The organism is Nocardia sp. NPDC023733 (genome assembly GCF_040639775.1).
GTDB classification, from domain to species: domain Bacteria; phylum Actinomycetota; class Actinomycetes; order Mycobacteriales; family Mycobacteriaceae; genus Nocardia; species Nocardia rosealba.
Map to the genome: position 1 here is coordinate 347,104 of NZ_JBFAAN010000005.1, position 18,501 is coordinate 365,604.

Genomic DNA, 18,501 nt, shown 5'->3' on the forward strand with positions numbered 1-18,501 from the left:
ACCGGGAGTGAGGAGTTGGCGTGGGTGCGGTGCTGATCTCGGCGGCCGAGCTTCGGGAGGAGCTGGCGGCGAACAAGATTCATCTGCTTGACGTGCGGTGGGCACTCGGGGATCCGGACGGTCCACAGCACTATCTCGACGGGCACATTCCGGGCGCGGTGTTCGTCGACCTGGAGACGGAACTGGCCGCCGCACCGTCACCGGCCCGCGGCAGGCACCCTTTGCCCGACCCCGGAACCTTCGAGAAGTGCGCCCGCAGCTGGGGGCTCGGCGCCGATGAGCCCGTGGTCGTCTACGACGCGACCGGTGGCATGGCGGCGGCCCGCGCGTGGTGGCTGTTGCGCTGGGCCGGTGTCGACAACGTGCGCATTCTCGACGGTGGGCTGCCCGCCTGGACCGCGTCCGGCGGAGAACTCGCGACCGGTGCCGAACCCGATCCGACCCCCGGTGACCTGGTAGTACGCCCCGGCGCGCTGCCCGTGATCGATGCGGACGCCGCCGCGAAATGGTCGGGTGTCTTGCTCGATGCTCGCGCGGGCGAACGTTTCCGAGGCGAGGTGGAACCGGTCGATCCGCAGGCCGGTCATATCCCAGGCGCCGTCAGCGCGCCGACCGCCGAAAACCTCTACCCCACAGGGCATTTCCGCACCGCCGAGGAATTGCGCGAGCGCTTCGCCGAGTTCGGCGACGGACCGGTCGCGGTCTACTGTGGTTCCGGCGTCACCGCTGCGCACGAAATCGCGGCTCTGGCCATTGCCGGGATCGACGCCGCCCTCTACCCGGGGTCGTGGTCGCAGTGGTCCAACGACCCCAAGCGCCCGGTGGCGACGGGCGCCTGACGACGAGACCCATCAAGGGCATGTTCGGGCGACGTCGTGGAGGGCGGCGTTGTCGGCGGCGGTGATCGGTAAGTCGTAGGCCACGGCGACGGTGAGGTACTTCGCCGCGTAGAAGCAGTGATTGGGCTTCGCGGGTGGTAGCCATTCGCCAGGCGTGTCGTCGCCTTTGGACTGATTGGTCGCCTTGCTGGTGGCCAGCAGATTGACCGAGAGGTCGTTGGCGAAGCTCAGACGGCGTTCCGGTGGCCAGGCGTGTGCGCCCATGTCCCAGGCGGCGGCGAGCGGATAGACGTGGTCGATCTGGATGTCGCCGCCGTCGGACTTACGGAAAGCGATGTCGGTGACGGTGTAGGGGTCGGTGAGCACGCCTTCCACCACCACGCAGCGCCCCCGGCGAACCACATCGCGCAGCTGCGCGGCCAGCACGTTGTTGCGGGTGTCGCAGCCGTCGTGACCGCCGGGTGCGTCGGTGTCGTCGGACCAGGCCGGACCGAACACACAACCCTGCCCGGCCTTGCAGCCGCGTTCGTACCCGCCGGGGTGCGGTCGCGCATCGATCACGCGCACCTGATCGAGCAGCGCGCTCACCTCTGCCCGCGTGGGACTACCCGGCGCGGGCGCGACCGGTTCGGGCGCCAGCACCCCGCAACCCGCGCACGCGAGCACCAGCACGACCAGCCACGCGAGTCTCCCCATGCACAGGTTGTAGCCGACCCCACCGACAACTTCGCCGACTTGCCTGTGCCACTACAACCAGGCGCGCGCCAGGATATCGTCGGCCGCGAGCTCAGCGGCGTGTGGCGGGAACCGGGTGGCCGCGATCGAGGAGATGTGGGTGCCGTCGTGGCCGATCAACCACGAACCACCCCGGTCCTCGCACTCGGCGATCTTGGCGAAGACGGTGAGCAGGAAGGTGATGGAATCGCGCGGGTCGGCCGTGTGGGCCAGCCGCTGGGATTCACCGGGCCGGGACAGATCGATCCATACGCCGGACTGACCGTCCAGGCGCATGCCGACGATCTTCCCGGCATCGACGAACGTGAACTTGCGCCGCTCCCACGGGGTGGTGGGGGTGTAGCTCTGCTCGAGAACCTGGAGCAGAATCGTCATCGCTGCCCTCCGCACGCAGTCAAGGGGTTCATCGGCCGAGCCGGTTCGTGGCCGGTTCGCCTGGGTGGATATGCAGTTGTCGCCGGTGATCTTCCGGCCGTGACCAGGGAATATCCAAGTATGTTCCGTGGGAGCCCAGAAATCCAGAGCGATGGCGAAGCGCGCGGTGTCGGTGGCTGCTGCTTGGATGGCAACCATGCTGCACGGTCTGTGGTCCCCCGGTTCGGGCCTGCTGCTGTGGCACGACGGGCAACCCGTTGCGGTGGGTTCGGTGCTCGGCGACATTCTCGAGCGCGCGCGGTTCCGGCATCGCGCCGAGGTGCTCGTCGTCGACGAGGCGGGCGCACCGGGTCGAGCCGAGGTCCGCGCGCACGCGCTCGCGCCGCCGACGGCCGCCGTCGTGCTGCGCAGCAGGCTGCCCCGCGAGCACATCTCCGGCGACCTGCGCTTCCTCGCACACGTCGCCCGTGGCATCGAACGCTGGGTGCGGGCAGGCCGGGTGGTGCCGCAGGTGGATCGCGCCGACGGGCAATGGTGGGTGCGGTGGCGGTTGGTCGGCGGGCAACGGCAGCGCGCGTGGCTCGCCGAGCTGGCCACGGCCATGCCCGCCGCGCTGCGGGTCGCCGGGCCGCCAACGGGGGTGCTCGAGGACCTGGTCACCGAACTCACCGACCCGATCGCCCGCGAATACCTGAGCCACCGTTCGATGACGCACCCGCTGCTGGGGGCGCTGATGAGCGACACCCCGCTCGACGAGGGCTCCTACCGGCTGGCCGAAACACTGTCGCAGTGGCGCGAGGGATACGCCGCCGACGAACCCGAGCTGGTCCTTCGCCTGTGCGAACCCGACGGCGAATTCGGCACCGACGACGACTCGGTGGCGCTGTGGCGACTACAGGTGTGCCTGCGCCCCGTCGACGACGCGCCGAAACCCGTTGTCCTCGATGATGATCCGGTCTTGGTGCGCACCGCCGCCGAGAAGCTGGGGCAGGCCCGCAAGGCCTACCCGCGCCTGCGTGATCTGCCGACCGACCCGCGCGGCCTCGACCTCCTGCTGCCGACCCAGGTGGTCGCCGACCTGGTAGCCCACGGCGCGCATGCGCTGCAGGAGGCCGGGATTCGCTTGCTGCTGCCGCGCGCTTGGAACATCGCCGAACCGAGCATGCGCCTGCGGGTGAGCAGCCCGGCCGCCGCCGAGTCCACCGTCGGTCTCAGCGGATTGCTTTCCTACCGTTGGGAATTGGCGCTCGGGGACATGGTGCTCACCCCGGCCGAGATGGAGCGGCTGGTGCGCAGCAAATCCGATCTCGTCCAGCTGCGCGGTGAATGGGTGCAGGCCGATCACCGCGCGCTGGCGGCTGCCGCCCGGTACGTGGCGCTGCACGCCGACGACACCCCGATCACCCTGGCCGACATGATCGGCGAACTCGCCGCCGAACGGGTCGACAATGTGCCGGTCACCGAGGTCACCGCCGACGGCTGGGCGGCCGAATTGTTCACCGGACACGGCGATCCCGAGCCGGTTCCGGTGCCGATCGGCCTGAAAGCCCAGCTCCGCCCCTATCAGGAGCGCGGCCTGAGCTGGCTGGCCACCATGAACCGGCTCGATTGCGGCGCGATCCTTGCCGACGACATGGGACTCGGCAAGACCGTGCAGGTACTCGCGCTCCTCGTGCACGAACGCGAGGCCGTCGGTCCGGTAGGGCCGACGCTGCTGGTGTGCCCCATGTCGGTGGTCGGCAACTGGCAGCGCGAGACCGAACGGTTCGCACCCGACCTGCGCGTCCTCGTGCACCACGGCACCGATCGGCGCAAGGGCGCGGATTTCGCCGCCGCGGTCGCGGAGGCGGATCTGGTCGTCACCACCTATGCCCTGCTCGCGCGTGACGCCGCGTTGCTGAGCGAACAGCATTGGGAGCGGGTGGTTCTCGACGAGGCCCAGCACATCAAGAACGCGACAACCAGGCAGTCACGGGCCGCCCGCGCCCTGCGGGCCCGGCATCGGCTGGCGCTCACCGGAACGCCGGTGGAGAACCGGCTGGAAGAACTGCGTGCCCTGTTCGATTTCGCCATGCCCAAGCTGCTCGGCAGCCCGCAGTCCTTCCGTGCCCGCTTCGCGGTCCCCATCGAACGCGAACGCGACCAGCAGGCCATCGACCGGTTGCGGCTCATCACCGAACCGTTCGTGCTGCGCAGGCTCAAAACCGATCCGGCGGTCATCAGCGATCTGCCCGAGAAGCTCGAGATGACGGTGCGCGCCAACCTCACCGTCGAGCAGGCCGCGCTGTATCAGGCCGTGGTCGACGACATGCTCGAGAAACTCAAAGACGCCAAGGGCATGGCGCGCAAGGGCGCGGTGCTCGGCGCGCTGACCAGGCTCAAGCAGGTCTGCAACCATCCCGCGCATTTCCTCGGCGACGCCTCGCCCATCATGCGCCGCGGCGGCCACCGCTCGGGCAAGCTCGCCCTGGTTGAGGACATCCTCGACGCCGTCCTCGCCGACGGCGAGAAGGCCCTGCTGTTCACCCAGTTCCGTGAGTTCGGCGACCTGATCCTGCCGTTCCTCACCGAACGGTTCGGCACTCCCATCCCGTTCCTGCACGGCGGGGTGACCAAGCAGCGTCGCGACGACATGGTCACCGGGTTCCAGGCCGAGGGCGGACCGCCATTGATGCTGCTCTCGCTCAAGGCGGGTGGCACAGGCCTGAACCTGACCGCCGCCAATCATGTGATCCACCTGGACCGCTGGTGGAACCCGGCCGTGGAGAACCAGGCAACCGACCGCGCGTTCCGCATCGGCCAGCAGCGTGCGGTGCAGGTGCGCAAGCTCGTCTGCGTCGACACCATCGAGGAGCGCATCGACGAAATGATCAGCGGTAAAAAGGCATTGGCCGACCTGGCCGTCGGGGCGGGGGAGAACTGGATCACCGAACTGGGCACCGACGAGTTGCGTGAACTGTTCACCCTCGGGGCCGAGGCGGTGGGTGACTGATGGCCGATTTCAGCCAGTTCGGTCCGCGCAAACCGGTGCGCGGCGGTGCGCAGGCGCGCGGCGGTTTCGGTCGCACCTGGTGGGGAAAGTCGCTGCTCGAGGCGGTGGAGAAGGTGGCCGACGCGGGCAGGCTCTCGCGCGGGCGTACCTATGCGCGGGTCGGGCAGGTGGTGAACTATCGCGTGGAGCGCGGTGCGGTCACCGCCGAGGTGCAGGGCAGCCAACCGAGCCCGTTCACCTCCGTGTTGTCGGTGCGACCGCTGCGCGAGGAGGAGATCGAGCTGCTGCTGGCCGAGATCCGCGAAGCGCCAGGGATGCTCGCCGAAATCGCTTCGGGCGCTCTACCGCCCGCGCTCGGCCCCCACCTGCTGCCGACCACCGCCGCCGAACTGGACTTCTCCTGCACCTGCCCGGACATGGGCTGGCCGTGTAAACATGTGGCCGCCGTCTGCTACCTGCTCGCCGAACGCCTCGACGAGCAACCGGGCGAAATCCTCACCCTGCGCGGACTCGACCTCGACACCCTGATCGGTGGCGTCGAAAGATCAACCCGCACCACCGATTCCGACGATCCATACGGTGACCACCTCACCCTCCCCGACCTGCCACGCATCGAATTCCACCCCGTCATCGAGGACCTCGATGCCATGGCTTTGCGCCGTGCCCTACGCATGTCGGCCGAAGACGAGCAGACCGCCGCCACCGGCCTCCGCGAATTACGTTCCCTCTACGCCGAATTCGACAGCTGAGTTCAGCAGGTGCGCTGCGCGGGCTCGCCCCGCAACAGGCCGTGCAGCCACAGCAGCGCGCCCGGCAAGCTCAGCGGGCTGTTGAGCACATGTGACACACCGAGTTTCACCGGATCGCCGGGGAGCGGCTGCTCGTAGTAGGCCACGGTGGCACCGGCGGCGCACCAGTCCGCGGCGAGCCTGCGAGCGCTGTAGGTGGGCACCAGTTCATCATCGGCCATGCTGTGGATGAGTACCGGGGCGCCGGGTCGCAACTGTCCGACCCGGTCGTCGTCGAGGTGGGCTGCCCAGTCCGGGTCGGAATCCAACGCTTCGACCACGCTCTGTCCGGTGCTCGTCCAGCTACGGCTGTCCCGGAAACCCTGGGTGGCTACGGTTTCGGCCACACACTGCCGTGCGGTGTCGGCCAGCATGCGCTTGCCCGCGTCGTTGAGCAGCCGATCGGTGGCGGGCGCGAGTGCGGGGTTCTCGTCGACGGCGCCGTTGATGTAGTAGCCGAGGGCGCCGGCCAGCGAGCCGCGGTCGAAGTGCCGCAGCTGGGCGCGTGCGTCGACCACCGGTGCTCCGGCGTAGGCGCCGACGATCGGCAGGTCCGGTGCGTAGCTCGGGGCGAGTTCCGCCGCGGCGGCCGCAGCCCCGCCACCCTGCGAATAGCCCCACAGCGCCACCGGGGCACCCGGTTCGAGTCCGTTGCCGGGCAGTTCACGGGCGGCCCGCGCGGCGTCGAGCATGACCTGTCCGGTGGACGCACGCGACATGTAACTGTGCGGTCCCGGAGTGCCGAAACCTTCGTGGTCGGTGAGCATCACCGCACCACCGACCGCGAGGAACGGGTAGATCGCCGCGTACTGCTCGTACTGCACGCCCACATCGAGTCCGCCGTTGTACTGCAACAGAAATGCCAGGGTGTTCGACGGCGCGCACTGGTCGCCCTGACCCTGTGTGCCGGGCGCGAGCACGAGCAGCGGCCGCGGACCGGGTCCGACCCACGGCAGGGTCGGCCGCAGATACGCACCGGTCGCCGCGACCGCCGACCCCGTGCGGTCGGTGGCGGAGAACATCACGCGGGTGGTTTCTGCCGGAAGCGGGCCGTTGCTACCAGGCAGGGTGATCGGCAGCGACATGGGTTCGGTCTTGATCGGCTGTCCCGGCGTCGCCGGGATCTCGGCGGGCGGGGTGTAGAACGTGGTGTCGCCGGTCGGACCGAGCGGAGGAGCGGCCACGGCGGGAGCCGCCACCGAAACGGCCATCACCGCGATGACACCACCGACCCAGCACCGAAACCCTGCCGCCACCACAGCTCCCTCGAACGCGTCCTGTTGACAGGGGTCAACGTAGTTGGACTACGCGGTCACTCGCAGTCGATCGGGCTCATAACGCCGGTCCGGCGTCGAGATTCTGTCGAGCCGACGGTTCCTCAGGGCAGGTCGTACTCGAACCAGATGTGGTGGCCGCCGGTGGTGTCGACGTAGAGGGCCCCGGTGCCGGTGATGCCGGTGAGCTCGCCGGTGCCGCTACCGGGGACGATGTGGAAGAACTCGTCGGTCCGATCGGTGCCGCCGGTGGTGGCGGAATGGACGAAGTTGAACGCGCCAGACCTGCCCGCCAGGCTGCCCTCGAAGGACTCCATGGCGATGTAGGTGCCCGCACCCGTCGACATGTCGAACGCCGAGGTGAACAGCGTGGCCGAGGTGCCCGTGATGTCGCCCGCGTAGACCTTGGTCATGTGGGCGATGCCGACCGGCAGGCCGGTGCTGATCGGAGGTTGCGGCTGTAGATCGGTCGGGTCGAAGGCGGTGAGTTCGAACGTGCCGGTCGTCTTCATCCCGTGATGCTAAACCGTGCTACCGACAAAACCCGTCACCCCAGGTCGATGCGGTAAACGCGAACCGCGTTACCGCCGAAGACCTTCCGCAGGTCCTCGGCCGACGCACCGGCCTTGGTGAGCGCCGTCGCGACGGCGTCGACGGCCACGGGGAGGCTGGTGATCGGCTTGTCGACGGGGAAGTTCGAGCCCCAGATCAGCCGGTCGGGACCGAAGACCGACAGGGCGTGGGCGAGCATCGGACCCAACCGGTCGACGAGCACCGACAGCTGGGTCGACAACCCGCGCGGCGGGACCGGGTGGCCGAGTACCGGCATCATCAGCCCGCTCACCTTGGCGACCACATTGGGCTGGGCGGCCAGATCGGTGATGTCGTCGCGCCAGCGGTCGAAAATGTCGCGTCGCTCGCCCGCTGTCCTGCCGGTGTGTTTGCCGACCGGCCCGAAGATGCCTGCGGGGGTGGCGAGGTGGTCGAGAACGATCGTCACCTCGGGAAAGCGTTCGGCCAGCGCCGTCACCTCGGGCAGCTGGCCCGAATACAGCCAGGCGTCGAAACTGAGCCCGCGTTCGGCGAGCTGACCGAATCCGTCGAGGAAGGCGGGCGCGGTGAGCAGACCGTCGTGCGCGGCGAACGACTTCACGCCCGCATCGGGATGGTGGGCGACGGTGGCCCGGATGCCGCGCAACAGCGGCGAGGCCGACTGATGCGCGTCGAGCGTTGGGCCCAGATCCGCGGCGGCGGGATCGGCCGAGCCGACGATCGCGGTGAGCGCGGGCGTATCGACCCCGAACGGCAGGCTGGCCACCCAGCGCGTCTCGTCGGGCGCCGAACCGGTCCACTCGGCTTCCACGTGCACGAGCCCGCGCACCGCGACTCCGCCTTGGTCGGTGCGGTAGTCGGCGGGCAGATACGGGCCGAGGTAGGCCGTGGGGTCGCCGACGAACTGGAGGTCGCGGCGCGGGGTGAATTTCGCGGCGAGGTCGACCGGCAGCGGCACATACCGCAGCAGCTTGGCGTGCTTGCTGGACAATCTAGGTGTCGTATGCGGATCCCACTGGTGGATATGCGCATCGATGATGTCGAGCCCGGTCAGATCCATGTACGTCCCATCGCCGCGCCGGCATTGCTTCGGGAATTGTCACACGTCGGCAGCGGCGATGGTCGCATTCGGTCGCCTCAGACGGTTCGCCGATACTGTCCGCCGACAGCGAAAAAGGTATCGGTGACCTGCTGCAGAGTGCATACCCGTGCCGCGTCCATCAGTACCTCGAAAATATTGCCGTCGGTGTGGGCGACCTCGGCCAGGCGGGCGAGCGCGCGATGCGATTCCTCGGCGTGCTCGGCGCGGAACTGTTGCACTCGCTGGAGCTGGGACCGTTTCTCGTCCTCGGTGGCGCGGGCCAATTCCACCGTCGGCGCCGCGGCCTCGCTTTCGGGGCCGCGAAAGGTGTTCACCCCGATGATCGGCAGCGTCCCGTCGTGTTTGCGCTGCTCATAGCGCATCGACTCGTCCTGGATGCGTCCGCGCTGGTAACCGGTCTCCATGGCGCCCAGCACGCCGCCGCGTTCACTGATCCGTTCGAATTCGAGCAGCACCGCCTCTTCGACCAGGTCGGTGAGCTCGTCGATGATGAAACTGCCCTGCAGCGGATTCTCGTTCACCGCCAGCCCCCATTCCTTGGCGATGATGAGCTGAATCGCCAGCGCCCGGCGCACCGATTCCTCGGTGGGTGTGGTGACGGCTTCGTCGAAAGCGTTGGTGTGCAGGCTGTTGCAATTGTCGTACACGGCGATCAGCGCCTGCAGGGTGGTGCGGATGTCGTTGAACTGCATTTCCTGAGCGTGCAGCGATCGACCGGAGGTCTGGATGTGGTACTTCAGTTTCTGGGCGCGTTCTCCCGCGCCGTACCGGTCGCGCATGGCGACGGCCCAGATGCGTCGTGCCACCCGTCCGATGACCGAATACTCCGGGTCCATCCCGTTGGAGAAGAAGAACGACAGGTTCGGCGCGAATTCGTCGATCGCCAGTCCGCGCGCCAAATACGTTTCCACGTAGGTGAATCCGTTGGCCAGGGTGAATGCGAGCTGGCTGATCGGGTTGGCCCCGGCCTCGGCGATGTGATAGCCGGAGATGGACACCGAATAGAAATTGCGAACATTGTTGCGGACGAACCACTCCTGCACATCGGCCATCATCCGCATGCTGAACTCGGTGGAGAACAGGCAGGTGTTCTGGCCCTGGTCCTCCTTGAGGATGTCGGCCTGCACGGTGCCGCGCACGGTGGACAGCGTGCGCGCCTTGATCTCGGCGGCCTCCTGCTCCGTCGGCTCCCGGCCCTGCGACTCGGTGAAGCGGTGCACCGCTTGGTCGATCGCCGCATTGAGGAAGAACGCCAGAATCGTCGGGGCCGGGCCGTTGATGGTCATCGACACCGACGTCGTGGGTTCACACAGGTCGAAACCGTCGAACAGGGTGCGCATGTCGTCGATCGTCGCCACCGACACACCCGAGGTGCCGACCTTGCCGTAGATATCGGGCCGCTGCGCCGGTTCGTGGCCGTAGAGGGTCACCGAGTCGAAGGCAGTCGAGAGGCGAGTGGCCTCGGTGTGGGCGCTGAGTGCCTTGAAGCGCCGGTTCGTGCGCGCCGGATCGCCCTCGCCCGCGAACATGCGGGTGGGGTCCTCGTTGTCGCGCTTGAACGGGAAAACGCCTGCGGTGAAGGGGAATCGGCCCGGCAGGTTCTCCTCGCGCAGGAAGCGCAACAGTTCGCCCGCGTCGGTATAGCGGGGCAGCGCGACCCGGGGAACGCTTGTGCCGGAGAGCGATTCGCGCCGCAACGGGGTGCGGATCTCGCGGTCGCGTACCCGCACCACCTGCTCCTCGCCCCGATAACTCTCGGCCAGTGCGGGCCATTCGTCCAGCAGGGCCGCCGAGGCGGGCGACAGATCACCGGTCGCCGCCTCCAGCAAGTCGCCGACGGCGGTATCATCGGGCAGCTCCTCGTATACCGCGCGCAATCGCTGAACCCGTTGCGCCGCAGCTATTTCCCGTGCCGTGTCCTGGTGGTAGGCGCGCACCGTCTCGGCGATCTCGGCCAGGTAGCGCACCCTGGACGGCGGGATGAGCTGGGCGAACCTGGTCGACACCTTCGTCTCCACCCGGGGCAGCGCGCCCGGCTCCACCGTGAGGCCGTGCTCGGTGAGCCGGGTGAGCAGATGCTGGTAGAGCGCGGTGACACCGTCGTCGTCGAAAGTCGCCGCGCTGGTGCCGAAGACCGGCATGTCGGACGGGTCGGAACCGAATTCCGCACGGTTTCGGATCAATTGGCGGGCCACATCGCGCACCGCGTCGGCGGCGCCGCGCCGCTCGTACTTGTTCACCGCGACCACGTCGGCGTAGTCGAGCATGTCGATCTTCTCGAGCTGGGAGGCGGCACCGAACTCCGGCGTCATCACGTACAGCGCCACATCCACGTGGTCGACGATGCCCGCGTCGCCCTGGCCGATGCCCGGTGTCTCGAGGATCACCAGGTCGAAGCCCGCTGCCCGGCACGCGGCGATCATGGTGTCGATGTCGTCGGGCAGTTCGTGATTGCCGCGCGTGGCCAGCGAACGGAAGTACACGTGTTCGCCGTCGAGGGCGTTCATGCGGATGCGGTCACCGAGCAGGGCGCCACCGGCGCGGCGCCTGGTCGGGTCGACGGCGAGGACCGCGACACGCAGCTTGTCCTGCTGGTCGGTACGCAACCGGCGCACCAATTCGTCGGTGAGCGAGGACTTTCCGGAGCCGCCGGTGCCGGTGATGCCGAGGACCGGCACTTCGCGCGCGTCCGCCGCGGCGAGGATCGCGGCGCGGTCGGTTTCGGGCAGGCCGCCCTGCTGCAGACAGGTGATGGTGCGGGCCAGGGCGATTCGGTCGCCGGTGTAGAGGGCGTTCAGATCGGGGGCGACGGCGGCACGGTCCACATCGCAGAGCCGGATGAGCTCGTTGATCATGCCGGGCAGGCCGAGGCGCTGGCCGTCCTCGGGGGAGAAGATGCGCACGCCGCTGCGGGCGAGGCGTTCGATCTCCTCGGGGACGATCACTCCGCCACCGCCACCGAAGATGCGCACGTCGCCCGCCCCGGCCTCACGCAGCGCCTCGGCCAGGTACTCGAAGAACTCGATGTGCCCGCCCTGATACGAGCTCACCGCCACACCCTGCACGTCCTCCTCGACCACCGCGTCGACGATCTCGCGCACCGACCGGTTGTGTCCGAGATGGATCACTTCCGCGCCTTGGGCCTGCAGGATGCGCCGCATGATGTTGATCGCCGCGTCGTGCCCGTCGAACAGGGCGGCCGAGGTCACGAACCGCACCGGATGGACAGGAACGTGCAATGAGGTGCTCATGACTTCCTCCGCCATTTTGTAGAACGCCCGATACTAGGACATCAAACTAATCCTACTGTGAACGGCGTCACTGCGAAAGGGGCGCACTCGGGTGTGGTGCCGACATACTCGACGGATGGTTCGCGAACACGGGGTGGGCGTGGCGTTGGAGCGGTTGGTCGCGGGCGGGGTCATCAGTGGTGACCAGCGGGACGCGGTGCTGCGAGCTGTCGAGGAGCAGGAGCGGGCCGGGCGTGCGCCGACCGGCCGGGTGGTCGCCGAGATCGTCGCCTACCTCGGCGCCGGGCTCGTCGCGGCGGGTCTCGGACTGTTCCTCGACCGCGCGTGGGCCGATGTCGCCGACACCGGGCGAGTGGTGTTGCTCGCCGTCGTCACCGGGTGTTCGCTCGGTGGCGCTGTGGTGCTGGCCGGTGGACGGCCCGGCCTGTTCCGCCGTGTGCCCATCGCCACGGCCGTGCGAACCAGGCTCGCGTCGGCGCTGCTGATGCTGGCGGCCATGGCGACCAGTGGCACGGTGGCGACCGCGTTCGGCGAGCGCGGTGGCGAAGCCGAGATCGCGGCTCTGTGCGCGGGGCTGTTGGTGGCGACGCTCGGTTATCTGATGGTGCCGAGCCTGCTCGGGATGGTCGCGATCGCCGGTTTCGGCGTCGCCACGATCGTCGAGCTCACCGACGGGACACACCGCTGGCTGTGGCAGGGCATCGCGCTCATGGTCTTCGGGGCCGTCTGGTTCGGGCTCGCGTGGGCGCGGCTGCTCGTCGTCGACTGGGCCGGATTCCTGCTCGGTGGACTGATCGCGATTGGAGGCGCGCAATCGGTGACGCTCGGTGAATCGCTGTGGCGCCCAGTCCTTACCGGCTTCGTCGGGGTGGTCCTACTCGGCGCCTATCTGCTTCGGCGCGAACCGGTCCTCGTTCTCGGCGGTTCCGCGTGCATCGCCATCGGCGTCGGTCAGGCGGTCGCCGCCAACACGTCAGGCGGGCCTGCCGTGGCCAGCATCGTTCTGGCCGTCGGCGCGGTCGTCCTCACCGGTGGGCTCGTCGCCACCGTTGTGGGGCCGAAACGGCCCGGCTGAATCACCTTCGCCCAAGGGCTCGGTCAGCAAGCCTGGCGGGATGCGTTGTCGCGGCGGTGGACCCCGAGGCCGGATGCTCCCGGGTGGTTGGCCTGGTGCAGGTTCCAGTCGGCGTCGTAGTCGCCGCTGTCCTGGTGGCGGTAGGGGATGGGCGGTGTCGTCGGCAGGGTGAGTAGCCGGGCGCGCAGGTCGGCGGTGATGGCGGCGAAGCGTTCATGGCTCACCCGGTTGGTGCCGGGGATGATGACCGGCTCGATCACCTCCATGCCGGTGTAGAAGAAAGTGCCGTGGAGCAGGGGGAAGAGGACCTCCGTGAGGTCGCCGTGGATGCCGCGCGGTCCCAGCCCGGTATGGGCGCCGACCGACACCACCGCCGTGGCGCGCTTGCCTGCCAGGCCGCCGTCGCCGTAGCGGCGGGTGCGACCGGACTCGGGATCACGCACCCCGTACGCGTAACCCTGCACCAGCACGCGGTCCAGCCAGCCCTTCATGATCGCGGGCATCCCGTACCACCACAGCGGGAAATGCAGCACCACGGTGTCGGCCCAGGCCAGCTTCTCGTGCTCGGCGCGGATGTCGGCGGCCAGCCGGCCGGTGCGCAGGGCCGCTTCGGATTCGTTGGCCACATCCAACCGCTCGGCGCCGTCATGCGCGAAGTCCTCGGCCGTCACCACGGGGTTCCAGTTCATGACGTAGAGATCGGATTCGATCACCTCGTGCCCGGCCTCGCGCAGCGCGGCGATTCCGGCGGTGCGCAGCTGGGCGGTCAGCGATCGCGGTTCCGGATGGGCGAACACCCACAGCACTCGCATCTGTCGCAGTCCTTTCGGTAGCTCGTTCGTGCTTCCCAGGCTGCCGAGTCCGGCACACGCACACCAGTGGCCGGAAAGCCGATATGTGAAAGAATCAGGCCATGGCTGTCCATCGGGTCGCGGTCCTGGCTCGTACCGGGGTGATGCCGATGGAGCTCGGCATCGTGCACCAGATCTTCGGCTCGGCCCGCTCCGCCGACGGCGAGCGCCTCTACGAGGTGCTGACCTGCGCGATCGAACCGGGCCTCGTGCGCACGGACGCCGATTTCGCCATCGCCGTCGAGCACGGCAGCGCGGCGCTCGCCACCGCCGACACCATCGTCGTCCCGGCCTCGCACGAGCTCGACGAGGTCAGCGACCCCGCGCAGGACCAGGTCGCCGAGCAGCTGCGCCTGGCACGTGCGGCGGGGCGCCGGATCGCGTCGATCTGTACGGGCGCGTTCGTACTGGCCCGCGCAGGCCTGCTCGACGGGCGCCGCGCGACGACCCACTGGCTGTCCGCCGACCGGCTCCGCGCGGCCTTCCCGGCAGTGCGTATCGATGCCGCCGTGCTGTTCACCGAGGACGACGGCATCTGCACCGCGGCGGGCGAAGCGGCAGGCATCGACCTGTGCCTGCATTTGATCCGCACCGACCACGGCGCGGCCGTCGCCGGTGACGTCGCACGGCGCACGGTCGTGCCGCCCTATCGCGAAGGCGGCCAGGCGCAGTTCATCGATCTACCGCTCCCAGCCGAGGACGAATCGACGACCAGCCGCACCCGGGCATGGGCACTGAACCACTTGGATCGGCCGCTCACCCTGCGCGTCCTCGCCGAGCACGCCGCTATGAGTCCGCGGACTTTCACCCGCAGATTCCGGCGCGAGACCGGGATGTCGCCGGGAGCCTGGCTCGCCGCACAGCGACTGATCAGGGCGAGGCAGTTGCTCGAGCAGACCACGCTCGGTGTCGACCAGATCGCCGAGCGGGCCGGGTTCGGTACCGGCGCCTCCCTGCGTCAGCACTTCGCGCGATCGCTGGGCACCAGCCCCTCGGCGTACCGGGCCACCTTCCACGGCGGCGGATAGTCAGCGGATGAGGGTTGTCTGCTGGGCGCGGATGGTCCGGAAGAAGCGCGGGCCCACGTCGGGGCCGTAGTGGTTGTAGGCGTCGATGATCTCGGCCAGTTCGTCGGCGAGGGCGCGCAGGTCGCGGGTGGCGACGATGCGGTCGAACTCGTCGGACTCCCAGCCCCACTGCGGCGGGATGTCGTCGATCGTGACGACGATCTGGTCGGCGAAGGGTGTGGTCACCGCGACCGTGAGTTCGGCCGGCGCTGCGGCCAGTGGGCTGTGCACGATCACCTCACCGGGCGCACCGGGGGCGAAGGTGCGCGCGAAGGAGATGTCCTCGCGCACCGACTCCACGATGGCGGCCGTGGTCGCGTGTCTGCCCGGCCGGTGGTGCCGCTCACCGTAGACCCGATCCGAAGGTCGAGAAGGGTTGCCGCCACTGGTTTTTCGCAACAGCCGGTCGAGCATGCGCTGGGCGGTCGCGCGTTCGCCCGCACCGGTGTTCGCATGGTCGATCAGCGCGCGCAGCCGGGATATCCGTGCGAAGTTATCGGTGCCCATGCGCCGATTCTGCCCCACGCACCGGCGTGGAATGGGTCACAACTCGCACCTCGCGGCTGCGGGTACTCGGACATCCGACTTTATCGTGGCGGACATGGGTGAAGCCGAAGTGTTGTTCGAGGTCCGCGACCGGCTCGGTCTGATCACGCTGAACCGGCCGAGGGCCATCAACGCGCTCAACCACGCGATGAGCCTGGCCGTCACCGACGCCCTGCGTGCGTGGGCGACCGACCCGACCATCGATACCGTCGCCATCGTCGGTGCGGGTGAACGTGGCCTGTGCGCGGGCGGCGACATCGTCGCCATCCATCGCGACGCCAAGGCGATCAACGACGGCGGCCCCGGCGCGCCCGCACCGCTCGACACCGCGGCGGCCGCGTTCTGGCGTGACGAATACCTGCTCAATGAGCTGATCGACAGCTACCCCAAGCCGTATGTGGCGATCATGGACGGCATCGTGATGGGTGGCGGGGTGGGCGTCTCGGCACACGGCAGCCACCGCATCGTCACCGAACGCTCGCAGATCGGCATGCCGGAAGCGGGCATCGGTTTCGTGCCCGATGTCGGCGGCACCTACCTGCTCTCGCACACACCCGGCGAGCTGGGCACCCACGTCGCCCTCACCACCGCGCGGATGGGCGCGGGTGACGCGATCGTCGCCGGTTTCGCCGACACCTTCGTGCCCTCGGCCGACCTGCCCGCGCTGCTCGACGCCCTGCGCACCACTCCCGCCGACGCGGCCATCGCCCGATTCGCCGCGCCCGCACCGGAATCCGAGCTGGCCGCCCACGCCGACTGGATCGATCGCTGCTACCGTCCCGACACGGTCGAGGAGATCATCGCGGCCCTGCGCGCGGCCGACCTCCCCGAGGCGACCAAGGCCGCCGAGGACATCCTCGCCAAGTCGCCGGTGGCGGTGAAGGCGACGCTGCGTGCCCTGCGCAACGCCCGTCGGCTCAGCCTGGCCGCCGCTCTCAATGTCGAATTCCGGATCACCGTGGCCGCGCTGAGCACCCACGACCTGGCCGAGGGCATCCGCGCCCAGGTGATCGACAAGGACCGCACGCCGCGCTGGTCGCCCGCGACCCTCGGCGAGGTCACCGACGCGCAGGTCGACACCTACTTCGCCCCGCTCGGCGACCGCGAACTCGGTTTGCCCGTGTAGTCCGGTGGCGGCGCCGCTCGGTATCGTCTGCAGACCATGAGCGAGTTCGAGACGATTCTGTTGGAACGCAAGGGCGGCAGCGACGGCAAGGGTGGGGTCGGCTGGATCACGCTGAACCGTCCCAAGGCCCTCAACGCCCTCAACGCGCAGGTGCTCGCGGACATCACCGCCGCGCTCGACGAACTCGAGCGCGACGATTCGATCGGCGCCGTCGTCCTCACCGGTTCGGAGAAGGCGTTCGCCGCCGGTGCCGACATCAAGGAGATGGCGACCAAGTCCTACATGGACATGTTCCTGGCCGACACCTTCGCCGGCTGGGACCGCCTGGCGAACTTCCGCAAGCCGACCATCGCCGCCGTCGCCGGTTACGCGCTGGGTGGTGGCTGTGAGGTGGCGATGATGTGCGACATCCTGATCGCCGCTGACACCGCCAAGTTCGGTCAGCCCGAGATCAAGCTCGGCGTCATCCCCGGTATGGGCGGTTCGCAGCGGCTCACCCGCGCGGTCGGCAAGGCCAAGGCGATGGACCTCATCCTCACCGGCCGCAACATGGGCGTCGAGGAGGCCGAACGGGCCGGTGTCGTATCGCGCATCGTGCCCGCCGACCAGCTGCTCGATACCGCGCTCGAGGCGGCGCAGACCATCGCGAGTATGTCGCTGCCCGCGGCCATGCTCGCCAAGGCCGCGGTCAATCGGTCCTTCGAGACCAGCTTGGCCGAAGGCCTGCTGTTCGAGCGCCGGGCGTTCCACTCGCTGTTCGCGACCGACGATCAGAAGGAAGGCATGGCCGCCTTCACCGAGAAGCGGCCGCCGAACTTCACCAACAGCTAGTTATTTCGCGGGTAGCGAGCCGTCGATGAACTGGGCGGGCGTGGGCGGGGTCTTCTCGTCCGCCCGGTCGTCGGTGCCGAGCAGCCCGGCGACCGCGCCGCCCAGGGTCGCCGTCACCGCTACGGCGGCGAGGAATTTGCGCCGACCGGGGCCGGCCGGTGCGACCGGGTCGGCCGTCGCGCCCGCCCGCAACCGTGGCATGCGCAAGCGCGAGGGTTTCCTCGCGGCGAGCAGCACCGCGCCGCGTGCCGAAACATATTCCGGCTCAGGGTCGTACACGATCGGCAGTTCCACCAGCTGACTCACAGCGTGCCGCAGCGCCGGGTTGCGGACGCATCCACCGAGCAGGACGAGCGCACCGGGTCGTACGCCGGTGTCCTCGATCATCTTCCGCACGAACGATGCCGAATGATGCAGTCCCGCTTCGCACAAGGCGGCCAGATCGCTGCGGGTGACTACGGCGCGCTCGCCGGTATCGGCGTCGGTGGCGGTGACAACCCTTGCGCGGCTGAGCATTTCGCGGTGTGTGCGGGTGGTGCGGCGGTCGGCCGCGACGCCGCCTCGTGCCAGTTGCCAGCGCAGCAGTGCGTCGTACCCGTCGCCGCTGAGGACGGTGCTGCGCTGACTGGCCAGGATGGTGTCGGTGCGGCAGTCGGCGTGGGTGACGGTGAGGCCGGAACTGCCGAGGTCGTAGAGCATCACTGAATCGGTGTCGGGCAGCAGGCCGGTGAAACGCAGGTAGCGCAGCTGGGCGAGGGGTTCGTCGACGATCGTCACCGAGGGGCCCGCCGCCGCGCGGATGGCGTCGCCGTGCAGGTCGCTGCGGCAGGTGACGACGGTGGCGGTGACGCATTCGTCGCGGGCGATGGCCGCCACCCGCATCCGGCGGATCGCCGCGAGCACCGATTCCTCCACCGAGGCGCCCGCGCGGCGCGGGATGCGCACCCGATCGAGGGGCGGTAGATGCGGTTGGTCGGTGTGGTTGAGCACGGCACGGGCCCCACCCGCACCCGCCGACACCCCGAGGACCAGCACCATGCGCTACATGGTGGACCTTTTCGCGCTACCTGCCAAGCGAGTCGGCCCGCGATTCGCGG

The 18,501-nt window shown here is 68.9% G+C and carries 16 protein-coding genes; 7 read left to right on the forward strand and 9 right to left on the reverse strand.

Annotated features, from left to right (window positions below):
* Positions 1 to 32 precede the first annotated feature (32 nt).
* Entirely contained in the window at positions 33 to 839 is an 807-nt protein-coding gene (locus tag AB0F86_RS21875; RefSeq protein WP_356985016.1) for a sulfurtransferase, read from the forward strand.
* Between the two features lie 12 nt (positions 840 to 851).
* On the opposite strand, the gene AB0F86_RS21880 is transcribed toward AB0F86_RS21875, so the two are convergent.
* Positions 852 to 1,535 carry an HNH endonuclease family protein gene (locus AB0F86_RS21880; RefSeq protein WP_356984840.1) on the reverse strand — a complete coding sequence of 228 codons (684 nt, stop codon included), beginning with the start codon at positions 1,533 to 1,535 and terminating at the stop codon, positions 852 to 854.
* Between the two features lie 51 nt (positions 1,536 to 1,586).
* Entirely contained in the window at positions 1,587 to 1,949 is a 363-nt protein-coding gene (locus AB0F86_RS21885; protein ID WP_067490527.1) for a hypothetical protein, read from the reverse strand.
* A gap of 187 nt (positions 1,950 to 2,136) precedes the next feature.
* On the opposite strand from AB0F86_RS21885, the gene AB0F86_RS21890 reads away from it, so the two are divergent.
* Both AB0F86_RS21890 and AB0F86_RS21895 read left to right on the forward strand, forming a co-directional pair.
* Positions 2,137 to 4,941 (forward strand): DEAD/DEAH box helicase, encoded by a 2,805-nt coding sequence (locus tag AB0F86_RS21890; protein WP_356984839.1) that lies wholly within the window; start codon positions 2,137 to 2,139, stop codon positions 4,939 to 4,941.
* Positions 4,941 to 5,690 carry an SWIM zinc finger family protein gene (locus AB0F86_RS21895; RefSeq protein WP_181697500.1) on the forward strand — a complete coding sequence of 250 codons (750 nt, stop codon included), beginning with the start codon at positions 4,941 to 4,943 and terminating at the stop codon, positions 5,688 to 5,690. Before AB0F86_RS21890 ends, AB0F86_RS21895 begins: the two co-directional genes overlap by 1 nt.
* A gap of 2 nt (positions 5,691 to 5,692) precedes the next feature.
* Here the strand turns inward: AB0F86_RS21895 and AB0F86_RS21900 are convergent, their stop codons facing one another.
* The 4 genes from AB0F86_RS21900 to icmF form a co-directional block, all read right to left on the reverse strand.
* Entirely contained in the window at positions 5,693 to 6,985 is a 1,293-nt protein-coding gene (locus tag AB0F86_RS21900) for a lipase family protein (RefSeq protein WP_356984838.1), read from the reverse strand.
* Between the two features lie 122 nt (positions 6,986 to 7,107).
* Positions 7,108 to 7,515, reverse strand: coding sequence for a DUF3224 domain-containing protein (locus AB0F86_RS21905; protein WP_067490513.1), 408 nt, complete (start codon positions 7,513 to 7,515; stop codon positions 7,108 to 7,110).
* Between the two features lie 35 nt (positions 7,516 to 7,550).
* The gene (locus AB0F86_RS21910; protein ID WP_356984837.1) at positions 7,551 to 8,615 is read right to left on the reverse strand and encodes an amidohydrolase family protein; all 1,065 of its coding nucleotides are present in this window, start codon (positions 8,613 to 8,615) and stop codon (positions 7,551 to 7,553) included.
* A gap of 77 nt (positions 8,616 to 8,692) precedes the next feature.
* Positions 8,693 to 11,923 (reverse strand): fused isobutyryl-CoA mutase/GTPase IcmF, encoded by a 3,231-nt coding sequence (gene icmF / locus AB0F86_RS21915; RefSeq protein ID WP_356984835.1) that lies wholly within the window; start codon positions 11,921 to 11,923, stop codon positions 8,693 to 8,695.
* A gap of 100 nt (positions 11,924 to 12,023) precedes the next feature.
* On the opposite strand from icmF, the gene AB0F86_RS21920 reads away from it, so the two are divergent.
* A complete protein-coding gene (locus tag AB0F86_RS21920) occupies positions 12,024 to 12,983 on the forward strand; it encodes a DUF2157 domain-containing protein (RefSeq protein ID WP_356984833.1) in 960 nt (319 codons plus the stop codon).
* A 23-nt stretch (positions 12,984 to 13,006) separates the two neighbouring features.
* Here the strand turns inward: AB0F86_RS21920 and AB0F86_RS21925 are convergent, their stop codons facing one another.
* On the reverse strand, positions 13,007 to 13,795 hold the full coding sequence (locus tag AB0F86_RS21925; RefSeq protein WP_356984831.1) for an NAD(P)H-dependent oxidoreductase: 789 nt from the start codon (positions 13,793 to 13,795) through the stop codon (positions 13,007 to 13,009).
* Positions 13,796 to 13,896: 101 nt separating this feature from the next.
* Here AB0F86_RS21925 and AB0F86_RS21930 point away from each other — a divergent pair, with 101 nt between their 5' ends.
* The gene (locus AB0F86_RS21930) at positions 13,897 to 14,862 is read left to right on the forward strand and encodes a helix-turn-helix domain-containing protein (protein ID WP_356984829.1); all 966 of its coding nucleotides are present in this window, start codon (positions 13,897 to 13,899) and stop codon (positions 14,860 to 14,862) included.
* Here the strand turns inward: AB0F86_RS21930 and AB0F86_RS21935 are convergent, their stop codons facing one another.
* Positions 14,863 to 15,408, reverse strand: a complete 546-nt coding sequence (locus AB0F86_RS21935) for a hypothetical protein (RefSeq protein WP_181697492.1) — start codon at positions 15,406 to 15,408, stop codon at positions 14,863 to 14,865.
* Between the two features lie 94 nt (positions 15,409 to 15,502).
* Here AB0F86_RS21935 and AB0F86_RS21940 point away from each other — a divergent pair, with 94 nt between their 5' ends.
* On the forward strand, positions 15,503 to 16,573 hold the full coding sequence (locus AB0F86_RS21940) for an enoyl-CoA hydratase/isomerase family protein (protein WP_356984827.1): 1,071 nt from the start codon (positions 15,503 to 15,505) through the stop codon (positions 16,571 to 16,573).
* Positions 16,574 to 16,609: 36 nt separating this feature from the next.
* Positions 16,610 to 17,404, forward strand: a complete 795-nt coding sequence (locus tag AB0F86_RS21945; RefSeq protein ID WP_067641528.1) for an enoyl-CoA hydratase — start codon at positions 16,610 to 16,612, stop codon at positions 17,402 to 17,404.
* On the opposite strand, the gene AB0F86_RS21950 is transcribed toward AB0F86_RS21945, so the two are convergent.
* The gene (locus tag AB0F86_RS21950; RefSeq protein WP_356984825.1) at positions 17,405 to 18,442 is read right to left on the reverse strand and encodes a hypothetical protein; all 1,038 of its coding nucleotides are present in this window, start codon (positions 18,440 to 18,442) and stop codon (positions 17,405 to 17,407) included.
* Positions 18,443 to 18,501 lie beyond the last annotated feature (59 nt).